At 45.4% G+C, this 10,405-nt stretch carries 7 protein-coding genes and 1 tRNA gene; 4 read left to right on the top strand and 4 right to left on the bottom strand.

Annotated elements, in window-relative coordinates; all coding sequences use genetic code 11:
- Nucleotides 1–74: 74 nt before the first annotated feature.
- Genes K2Y18_05200 through radA form a run of 4 tightly spaced genes read right to left on the bottom strand, consistent with a single transcriptional unit; the run spans nucleotide 75 to nucleotide 4,395 of the window.
- Nucleotides 75–953 (bottom strand): NAD(P)H-hydrate dehydratase, encoded by an 879-nt coding sequence (locus K2Y18_05200; GenBank protein ID MBX9805136.1) that lies wholly within the window; start codon nucleotides 951–953, stop codon nucleotides 75–77.
- A complete protein-coding gene (locus tag K2Y18_05205) occupies nucleotides 889–1,914 on the bottom strand; it encodes a hypothetical protein (protein ID MBX9805137.1) in 1,026 nt (341 codons plus the stop codon). The genes K2Y18_05200 and K2Y18_05205 overlap by 65 nt, the downstream gene beginning before the upstream one ends.
- 4 nt (nucleotides 1,915–1,918) lie before the next feature.
- Entirely contained in the window at nucleotides 1,919–2,977 is a 1,059-nt protein-coding gene (locus K2Y18_05210) for a CvpA family protein (protein ID MBX9805138.1), read from the bottom strand.
- Between the two features lie 26 nt (nucleotides 2,978–3,003).
- Complete coding sequence (gene radA / locus K2Y18_05215; GenBank protein MBX9805139.1) at nucleotides 3,004–4,395, bottom strand: DNA repair protein RadA; 1,392 nt, start codon at nucleotides 4,393–4,395, stop codon at nucleotides 3,004–3,006.
- Nucleotides 4,396–4,603: 208 nt separating this feature from the next.
- Here radA and K2Y18_05220 point away from each other — a divergent pair, with 208 nt between their 5' ends.
- The 4 genes from K2Y18_05220 (at nucleotide 4,604) to K2Y18_05235 (ending at nucleotide 10,405) form a co-directional block, all read left to right on the top strand.
- Nucleotides 4,604–7,207, top strand: a complete 2,604-nt coding sequence (locus tag K2Y18_05220; GenBank protein ID MBX9805140.1) for a hypothetical protein — start codon at nucleotides 4,604–4,606, stop codon at nucleotides 7,205–7,207.
- 24 nt (nucleotides 7,208–7,231) lie between these two features.
- Complete coding sequence (locus K2Y18_05225) at nucleotides 7,232–7,837, top strand: hypothetical protein (protein ID MBX9805141.1); 606 nt, start codon at nucleotides 7,232–7,234, stop codon at nucleotides 7,835–7,837.
- Nucleotides 7,838–8,026: 189 nt separating this feature from the next.
- Nucleotides 8,027–9,937: a threonine--tRNA ligase gene (gene thrS / locus K2Y18_05230; GenBank protein MBX9805142.1), complete on the top strand. Its 1,911-nt coding sequence runs from the start codon at nucleotides 8,027–8,029 to the stop codon at nucleotides 9,935–9,937.
- A 392-nt stretch (nucleotides 9,938–10,329) separates the two neighbouring features.
- Nucleotides 10,330–10,405: transfer RNA gene (locus tag K2Y18_05235), tRNA-Glu, on the top strand.

Here is a 10,405-nt window from a genome sequence, read left to right on the forward strand (position 1 = left end):
TGGAACAAAAATCTCTCACTACGCTTCATTTTCTAGTTTCCGCCAGTTCTGAACATCCTTTAAAGACTCAAGCATTACATTTTATTGGGAGAATACACTTTGCCTAATACATGGGGTATTTGGTCAAGAAGATCAGACGCCATCAACGTATGTCCACCGAATGTATTTTGGTGAGCTTCCGATGCCATGCCACTCAAATACATCCCGACCACAGCCGCATGGATAGGGGTAAGACCTTGAGCCAACAGCCCTGCACAAATACCAGCCAGCACATCACCGCACCCCGCGGTTGTAGCAGCTGTAGATCCGGTTGGATTTTCATAAAATTCCCCATCGGGCCCAGCGATCAAACTGGGAAAGCCCTTCAGCAAAATGACACAATTCCAAGCTTTTGCATGGTCCCTCAAAATGTCTGCCCGGTTTTCCAGTGTCAGATGAACGTCTCCAATCAACCTTTGAAACTCCCCTTCATGGGGGGTTAAGATCCATTGTCCCTTCGCATGATTGTTTATAAAAGTGGGATCAACAGCCATGAGAGCGTCTGCATCCAAAACCATAGGGACTTGAATGAGCTTTAAGGATTCGCGAATTAGGGCAAGGGTTTCTGGGTTGCGATCAATGCCGCATCCCACCCAACCCGCTTTGCATCGTTCTGTGAATGAAGGAATTTCAGACAAAGCCTCAAGGGCCAACCCCCCATCGTCAGTCTCAACCGTACTTTTGAGCATAACTTCGATCGTGTGCGCGGCCATAACAGGCCACACAGATTCAGGAACAAGGCAACGAACACCCCCTGCCCCAATTCTAGCGGCTGCCAAGGCTGACAGTACCGCCGCCCCGGGGAAGGAGCGTGACCCTATGAGACCAAAGACATATCCATTTTCGTATTTATGAGGATTTGTCCCTCTCCTTGGAAGCCACTCTTGTACTAGCGAAAGCGTTGTTTTTGTCATTTTTATTTCCCGATTTTGCATACCGTTGTGTCACCCACGTTGTCCATGAATTATTTCGATACCCATCCTGCGCATGAAGATAGTCATAAAAGAGATGAATAAACTCAAGCCGCATTCTTTCTACGGGATGCTTGCGTGCCTTCAATGGGCCAGAAAGCCGCCGAATATCAAGGGAACCAAGCTTTACCTGTCGGTCAATAATGGCATCTCTGGATAATTTCAAGTTACGAAGCATGTCATACATTACCATAAAGGTCGATGTTCTCCCCTGACCCGCGTGACAATGAAAATGGACCCAAGCCTTGGGTGGTAGATTTTTAACAAGCTCTAAAAATTGTTCCACATCCTTATCTTCCGGTCGCATGTGATCTGTGACCGGCAATCGTACATAATGAGCCCCGTTTCCTGTGACAACATCCTTTTCCGTCATCATAGATGTAATAACAAAAGAATGATCAGTAAGACTGCGCACATAGCCAGCCGCATCCTTATTGGCAATTTTCTTCAAATCAATGCGTTGCCCCATGGTAAGTTTAGCAAGATTTTCTTTTTCATTTTCAAGGACCACAACGACAGGATCCCCTTGAGTCCACCAAGCACCCCTTGCATACCACAAAACCGCATCGCCATTAATAAAGGCATGTGGCTCCTCCCTCAAATCCACAACAACGACTTGGTTAGGTGAAACACCATATTTTCCCAAGAATTCTAGGATGGATTTAAATTGCAAAGCCGCAAATTGGGCGCTTCCAGACATCCTGAGATCAGCCAACCCATTCTCTTCTATTGCCATTGGAAGGGTACCTCGGGTACTGCGAAAGCGACGTGGTAATTTATGAGAATCCTCAACGTCTAACAGTAATGTCCACAAAGGAATTGAAATTTTAGGGAGTGGAACTTCTGAGGCTTGAGCCGCACAAATACATAAGAGCAAGCATAAAGTCGTCCTCAAGAATTTCAACAGTTTACTCTCCATCAGCTTCTTGGAATAAGCGATCCATATCATCCAGTTGACCTCGGGTATATCCTTTATCTTCCTTTGACGGTGAAGACTTGGGATTCAAGCGGGACAAATTATCTACGGTTAGTTGAGTATCCTGAGGCATCGATGAGGCTCCAAGACCTCCAGGCGTATTTCCTTGGCCTCTCACTTGTTCTCGTGATTGACTCACTGTATTTTGGGGTGGTGCTTGCATGATTTGAGGCAATTGACTGGCTTGTGGGGGTCGAATAACCAACATTTGAGACTGCACTGGTACGCCTTGAGCTTGTGGACCATAGTGTTGACCCCCTTGCGGTTGCATTTGCGGGCTCATTTGTTGAGGCATAGGCGGCTGCCCATATGGTGGGTTATTCGCCATCGGCGCCCCCACTGCATAACCAGGGCCACCCTGACTCATACCTCCATCTGGAGTTGCTCCAGAAGCCTCTCCTGGACCTCCTGAAACACCACTCGAAAAGACATGGGGTGCCGTGTTGGTTAAATGATCTTGGACTTTTGCATTGACTTGACTCTCTACTTTTAATGCCTGCTCCAAGATTGTTGCTCGCAAGGATGCCGGTAAAATCCCAAGAAGGGTATCTCCCCCATTACGGACCATGGGAATAAAACGAGCCGACTGAACTGTCAGTGATTGGGCATGACGGGGCGAAAATGTACTAAAAATGAGTTCTGCTGCGCTAATAAATACAACGCCCCGCAAGATCCCAAATCCAAAACCGAGAGAATGATCTACCCCCCTGAAAGAGCTTTCGTGAATATATCCCGCAATCATGTTGGCTATAATGCTTAACATAATCAATAGAATGATAAACAAAGAGAAGAGAGCGACCCCATCGGCCATCATCGGATTGGCAACATAGGGCTGAACAAATCCCCGAGCTATAGGTAATAACAGGTAAGATAGAGCTATGGCTCCTCCCCAGCTAAATAAACTTAATATTTCTTTCGTAAAACCACGTAATGCGCCAATCAGGGCCGATAGAAACAAAGCCCCTAGAATGACAATATCTAACCCGTTCATTGCTTAACTTAGCTCCAAAGGTACCGTTAATGTGCTATAAATTTTGTCTTATTATGGGGGACTTTGGGCAAAATGTCCAACAGTTCAATCAAATATTTCATAACATGAATGGACTCAATTCCTTCTTTAACAATATTCCCCTTTTGTTGAGAGGGTAAAGCACAATAAGCCCGCGTAAATCCTAGTTTAGCAGCTTCTTTGAGTCGATTTTCTGCCTGGGCTACAGCCCGAACCTCCCCTGCTAAACCAATCTCTCCAAAGAAAACACTTTGTTGAGGAATGGGAACATTGACCAAAGCGGAAACGAGAGCGGCTGCAACAGCTAAATCTGCTGCAGGTTCCGTAATTTTTAAACCTCCCGCCACATTCAGATATACATCCTTGTTCCCAAAAGTCAGCCCACAACGAGATTCCAAAACCGCTAAGATCATGGATAAACGCCCCGCATCCCATCCTACAGCTGTCCGTCGGGGGGAAGCCAAATACGTCGGTGCCACCAAGGCTTGAATTTCTGACAAAATCGGTCGTGTCCCTTCAATGCCCGCAAAAATGGCAGACCCGCTTACATCTTGGTTATGATCATTTAAAAATAAGGCGGACGGATTGGGAACTTCACTGAGCCCCTGATCGGTCATCTCAAAAACCCCAATTTCATCCGTGGCCCCATAGCGATTTTTGACGGACCGTAAAATGCGGTAGTGATAATTGCGCTCACCCTCAAAGTATAAAACCGTATCAACCATATGTTCCAACACGCGAGGACCAGCCAACACACCTTCTTTGGTAACATGCCCCACCAAAACAACAATAATGTTGCGCTTCTTGGCCGCAACGATCAGTTCATGAGCGCATGCCCTGACTTGCGAAACCGTTCCGGGAGCAGATTCAATCGCATCAATCGCCATGGTTTGGATGGAATCTATGACGACAAGCTCTATATTTCCCAATTCATCTAAGGCGCTTAATATATCCGTTACATTGGTCGCAGACGCCAGATGCAACTGAGATCCGCCTTCCACGCCCAATCGCTGTGCTCTCAAACGGACTTGTGCAACAGCCTCTTCTCCAGAAATGTATGCGCAAGGCACCTGACGCGCCAGAGCCGCTACCACCTGGAGCAACAGGGTCGATTTTCCAATGCCCGGATCCCCTCCGACCAAAAGAACAGAGCCTGGCACAACTCCGCCGCCACAAACGCGATCAAATTCACTAATATTTGTTAATTTTCGAGGCTCCGATGCCGATTCTCCCACGATCCCAACAAATTCTACGCTTGATGGTCGGCCGGCACTCTTCTTGCGTTCCACTTGCTCTTCCACAAGGCGGTTCCAAACGCCACATCCTTCGCACTTTCCACCCCATTTTGAATGCCAGGTGCCGCAATCTTGGCATACAAATCGCACCGTTGTTTTGGCCATGTACCACTCCTTATTGAACTGAACTTTTGTGTAGAGTATATCGAATTTGACAAAAAGCGAAGGGGGGGAATTTTATAAAATGGGTGAACCCGTGAACCTTACTCTGTACTGCCAGGAGTAAAAAATACATCGTACAACTTAAGTCAAGCTTAACTATTTTCATCTAAAATATGAACATTGAGTTTAGGTTTAATATATGGGAACGACAATGAATAAGACACAAGCTATTTTATTATCGTGTTTACTATCTACATCATCAGAGGTGTTAGCCGGACTAGGGAGCGTAAGCAAAAGTGCCACAGTCTCTGGTCCATTGGATGTTAAGACCCTTACGCCTGGTTATATCCGCCCAGAGGAGGAAGTCAAAAGTATCAATGCCTACAAAAAACTCCTGGAATTAAAAGCTAACCCAGAAGCAGCCCATGATGCACTAGCTGAGGAAAACCTTACTCAACGGGAATCTAAATTAATGGAAACCATAGAGTTACAACACAATGAAGATGAAAGAATTAAAGCCAATTTAAAGACAATTGAAGACGGCATGCCTGGTATTTTTGGAAAAGCCCTCAATGCCGTTACGTTCGGGTATTCGGCAACAGGAGTCCCTGCGGATTCAAAGGAAGATTTAACAAAAATTAAAGGTGCGATTGCGGATATAAAAGCCAATATAACAAAGCAAGAAGCCGAATTAGAAGAGGTCAGCAAAGACCTCAATATGATGAGTAGCGAGAAAGAAAAGCTCGCAACAGCTCTGCCAACTCTTGTGAAATCGGATGTCGCCGAAGCACGTACAAAAGCTTTTAAAACGAAAGAAACGCAATTAAAGGGTGCCGATCCCATGCGGGAGAGGCTGAAGGCAATTAAACTTGGAGATACGTCAGATACAGCAGCTATGGCGATTCTGGCAGAAAGATTCCTTATTAAGCTCGATGCCCTTGATAAGCTTTATCATACCTTATCTAAGAAGATCGCAAAATTCCGAGCCATCATAGCAGACGATCAAGCTATTCTTAAATTGATGAAAGAAGATCCTGATTTGAAACAAGGTGCTGCAGGGTGGGGATCAAAGATTATTGATAAAATAGTGATTGTTGTCGCCTATAAAAAAGAAGCCCATAAGACACAAACAGAAGCCAATGATGAATCCTACAAACTTCGCAGAGGGTTAGAGGATATTCGAAAAGTTTTGAACGATGAAGTCAAACAATATGGAGAAGTCATAAAATCTTTTGAAGAATATACCCTTGCACTACCAGTGAAAATCAATGAGTTCAAGAAAAGCAAAATAACTTTCTTTAAGACCCACTATGTTACACTCTCGATAGCGATTTCTGTTGCCAACAAAAATATTGTTGAAAAATTGGTCGCGAGTTTAAATAAAGAAACTGAGCTCAAAAAGACGGGGAGCAAGCCAAATGACAGCCTTCTAAAAGAAATACATAGTTTAAGAAATCAGTCAGCGTCTTATGATCGTCAGCGCCATTACCTGGATACCGTTTCTGAAATGACTCCTGCATCCCCAAAGGAGCTCGAGGAAGCGCATAAAAGAAGCCAGGAGGCCCTTGCTGCAAAAGAAGAAGTGAGCACCCCTCAAAAAGAAAAGAATGTGGATGAATTGCTCGAAGCCCTCGTGAGCCTGACAGCCATTGCAAAGGGTGGATCCGAAGATATCCTGAATCCATTGATCGAAAAATATTGTAAAGGCTTTTTCGGGGCGGCTGTCCTTACAACACTCGCAAAAAGCAATGCGCCTGCCCTTTTGGATCAGCTTACCGGCCTCTTTCTCAGTAAGCTTGCAGATTCCATGGATGAGGGAGCAAAGTTAAATAAGAACTCTCCACAGCTCCGCCTCTTAACTGTCATTCAAAAAATAAATGAAATAGATGGAAGACTTGCTTCTATAAATGAAAAAATGGGGGGACCCGCTCTTAATGAAAAAAGCCTCACCATGTCTAAAAAGGAGTTGGTCAAAGAAGGAAAAATGTTAAAAGACGTGACGGACTGTATGAGTCAGACGCTCGAAGGAGCCGTACGCAAAAAGAGTTGTGAGAAAGCCATTTCAGGAATAACCAAAAAGGCATCTGCTAAACCGTCAGAATTGACTGAAGACGATAAGGCCCTCATTGCTTATAAGCAAGAACTTGAAAGGGAATTTGCAGCCGTTCAAAAAGCAGTTGCTTCAAAAATTCCCTCAAAAGCAACAAATAAAGTCCAGCGGTCACAAGAAGCCCAAAGCGCCATTATGGAAGCCATGGTGAGCATTTTGGATGATAGCACAAAAGTTAGTAACGAATTGGCTCTAAAAGCTCTCACGCCGTTGACGGAAATGGATGATGACTATCGAGATTTCATAAAGGGTGCCCCAGCAAAGGTTGCCAAAAGAGCCATTCCAATTATCAATGGTCTATTAGTCAGAGCGATAAAATCTGGCCTACATGGTGCAGAAACAGACCCCACAAAACTAAAATATGACAATAAAAGAATCCCTGAGCTTCTGATTGCCCGAATCACTGAACCAGAGGGAAGCCCAGAATATGTAAAGCTCTCAAATGAAATTAATCAAGCCTATAAAGATGTTATGGCGGTCAGAGAAGAATATAAGAAGAAGTTGATGGATGTTGGAAAACAAGAGCGCAGACAGAAAGGTATGTTGGGTAAGGTTGGTTTGGGAGCTGAGACCGAAGCCAGCAAACGACAGCATAAACTCTCCATTGATGAAGCAAGGAAAGCTGCTAGCAACCTCGTCCAAGAAAGCGAAAAGTATAAGGCTGGCATAAAGAGTCAGTCAGGGAGTGGTCAAAGCCATCCCTAAAGAAGAAGAGATAGGAAAAATATCATGTTCTCTCATATACCGAAAACGATTCAAGAGTGTTTAGTAACCTGTGTGAGATCCCCAAACCTCTTTATCAGACCACTCCTAATGCTAACAGGGCTCTCTTTCTGCTTAGTTGCAGCAGAGTCTAGTGAATCAAAGGTTCTGACAAGGCAACAAGATGCGCCTCCCCATGTCAGGATGCGGGACAATACATCCTCATCCGAACTTGGTGAAAGACCAAAGAGCGACAATTCAACGGGTACTAAGGACCAACTTCCTGGCAGAGGAGATACCTCTGTAGAAGAAAAAGTTAAGCTCGGAAAATACGAATCGCTAAATCGTGTATATCTTGAAGCGAGAGAAAGACAAAAAGTCCTAAAAAGCAAAAGCAACCCCACAAGTCCAAGAGATCGAGATGATTCGGCAAAAGATACCCTCAACTCAGCACCACCTAAAGCAGAGGGCCCCAAACCGAAAGCCAGTGAACCTGCAGCTCCAAGCTTTTTAGAGAAACTGTTCAGTAACCTGCGAAAATCGGGCCCAGATCCAAAGAAAGCACCAGGTCCAAATCCCGAGATTCGGCGAAAATCTTATCAACCCTCGACGTCAGATGATATTTTGAAATAGATATGGGCCTAAGGTGCATTCATTTTCTGAAACCCCAAAAAGTCACATTTTTTCGTTCTTAAACTCCAAAAAGTCGCAATCTGAGTGTTATTTATGCCCCTATTTCTTACCCAACACTTGAATATTTTCCCTGTTTTCGTTATTGATAAATGACAGTCCCTTAACAACTTGAACGACAGGATGAAAGCTATGCACGCCATTAAACTCAAAGACGGAACTTCTCGCCAATATGATGCGGTCGTCACCGGCCTCGAGATTGCGGCATCTATTTCTCCTCGCCTGGCCAAGGAAGCCGTGGCTGTTCGTATTGATGGCGTCTTAAAAGATTTGACCTTGCCTGTCCCTGCAGAATCCACTGTTGAGATTGTCACACGCAGTGAAGAAGATGGTCTTGAATTGCTCCGTCACGACGCGGCTCACGTTATGGCGGAAGCGGTGAAAGAGCTCTATCCGGAGACTCAAATCACCATTGGGCCTGCTATAACTAACGGATTTTATTATGATTTTCATCGAGAAAAGCCCTTTACGCCCGATGATCTCTTGATTATTGAAAAACGCATGGGCGAAATTGTGGATCGCAATGAAACCATCACCAGGGAAGTCTGGGATCGCCCAAAGGCCATCCAGTTTTTCAAAGATCAGGGTGAAACATTTAAGGCCGAACTCATTGAAAGCATCCCTGGAGAAGAGCCTTTGAGCTTTTATCGCCAAGGGAATTTTGTGGATTTATGTCGAGGTCCTCACCTTCCCTCCACAGGGAAACTAGGAAAAGCGTTTAAGCTGATGAAGCTTGCGGGCGCTTACTGGCGCGGCGACCACAATAACCCAATGCTGCAACGCATCTATGGAACCGCTTGGGCAACAGAGCAAGAGTTGAAGGATTATCTTCATATGTTGGAAGAAGCCGAAAAGCGCGACCACCGCCGTCTCGGCACAGAACTCGACCTGTTTCACCTTCAGGAAGAAGCCATAGGAAGCGTCTTTTGGCATCCCAAAGGCTGGACCCTGTATCGGGGACTTGAATCATTTATCCGGAACCGCTTAGAGGCCAAAGACTATGTAGAGGTCAAGACACCTCAACTCTTAGATCGGTCTTTGTGGGAAAAATCAGGTCACTGGGAAAAGTTCCGAGAGAATATGTTCACAGTCGACTCAGAAGATAAGGTATTGGCCATAAAGCCAATGAGTTGCCCGTGCCACGTTGAGATTTTTAAACAAGGCATCAAGAGCTATCGGGATCTACCGTTGCGCATGGCAGAGTTCGGATCTTGTCATCGTAATGAGCCGTCCGGTGCCTTACACGGTTTGATGCGCGTGCGGGCCTTCGTCCAGGATGACGGCCATATTTTCTGTACTCCTGAGCAAATTGTTTCTGAGACCAAAGATTTTTGCGATTTATTGAAAGCTGTCTATAAAGATCTTGGCTTTACGGATATTAAGGTGCGCTTCTCAGACCGTCCTGAAAAGCGTGCGGGGTCCGATGAAGTCTGGGATATAGCTGAAAAAGCCTTGGTTGAGGCTTCCACAGCCGCAGGATTAGAGTATACATTAAATCCGGGCGAAGGCGCTTTTTATGGCCCAAAGCTTGAATTTGTGTTACGCGATGCCATCGGTCGTGATTGGCAGTGTGGCACCCTTCAAGTGGACTATGTTTTGCCAGAACGCCTTGATGCGTCTTATGTAGCTGAAGATGGCAAAAAACATCGCCCTGTCATGCTTCATCGTGCTATTTTTGGCACCTTTGAGCGCTTCTTAGGCGTCTTCATCGAACATTGCGGGGGCAAATTCCCTTTCTGGCTCACCCCCATCCAAGTCACCATCGCAACAATTACAGGGGATGCGGATGCTTATGCAACTGAGCTCTGCAAGACGTTGAAAGAGCATGGTATTCGAGCAGAAGTTGATTTGCGTAATGAAAAAATCAGCTATAAGATTCGAGAGTTGTCTTTGCAAAAGATTCCCGTGATCCTAGTTGTTGGTAACCGCGAGGCTGAAAATGCAACCGTTGCCGTGCGTCGCCTCGATGGAGAGGCTCAAGAAGTCTTACCATTTAAGGATGTTCTTCACCAATTGGTGAGGGATGCTAAGGCCCCAGAGTGATGGGTGTAACTCCCTTTTAATTCATTGAATTTATTGCCTTATTGCCATTTAAAATGGTTCTAGCAGTAGACTCGGTGGATAAGAACATTTCAAGTCACGGCGAGGAGTGATGCCGCGCGCTTTGCGGAGGCGAACAACGCGGCAATCTATGTATTTGATTCCTCGTGAGAATATTATATAGATGGTGGTTAGAATACATGGATTGCCGCGTCGCTTACGCACTTGCGTGCGAATGCTCCTCGCAATGACAAGTTATTTCTTAAAACATAACATCTTAGGAAAGATTTTTGGCAGCTGTAATTACTCAACTAAGCCCCCGCAAAGGGAAAATAAGAAAAGTGGTCCTTGACTTGTTGGGAAGAAATTGCTTAAAGTTCGCAAGTGTTTTCGAAGTCCCCTTCGTCTAGAGGCCTAGGACACCGCCCTCTCACGGCGGCAACACGGGTTCGAATCCCGTAGGGGACGCCA

The organism is Alphaproteobacteria bacterium, from assembly GCA_019746225.1.
Taxonomy (GTDB): domain Bacteria; phylum Pseudomonadota; class Alphaproteobacteria; order Paracaedibacterales; family VGCI01; genus VGCI01.

Coding starts and splice junctions, on each gene's coding strand:
- K2Y18_05220 (MBX9805140.1), top strand. CDS start 4,604: ATGAATAAGACACAAGCTATTTTATTATCGTGTTTACTATCTACATCA.
- K2Y18_05200 (MBX9805136.1), bottom strand. CDS start 953: ATGACAAAAACAACGCTTTCGCTAGTACAAGAGTGGCTTCCAAGGAGA.
- thrS (MBX9805142.1), top strand. CDS start 8,027: ATGCACGCCATTAAACTCAAAGACGGAACTTCTCGCCAATATGATGCG.
- K2Y18_05225 (MBX9805141.1), top strand. CDS start 7,232: ATGTTCTCTCATATACCGAAAACGATTCAAGAGTGTTTAGTAACCTGT.
- radA (MBX9805139.1), bottom strand. CDS start 4,395: ATGGCCAAAACAACGGTGCGATTTGTATGCCAAGATTGCGGCACCTGG.
- K2Y18_05210 (MBX9805138.1), bottom strand. CDS start 2,977: ATGAACGGGTTAGATATTGTCATTCTAGGGGCTTTGTTTCTATCGGCC.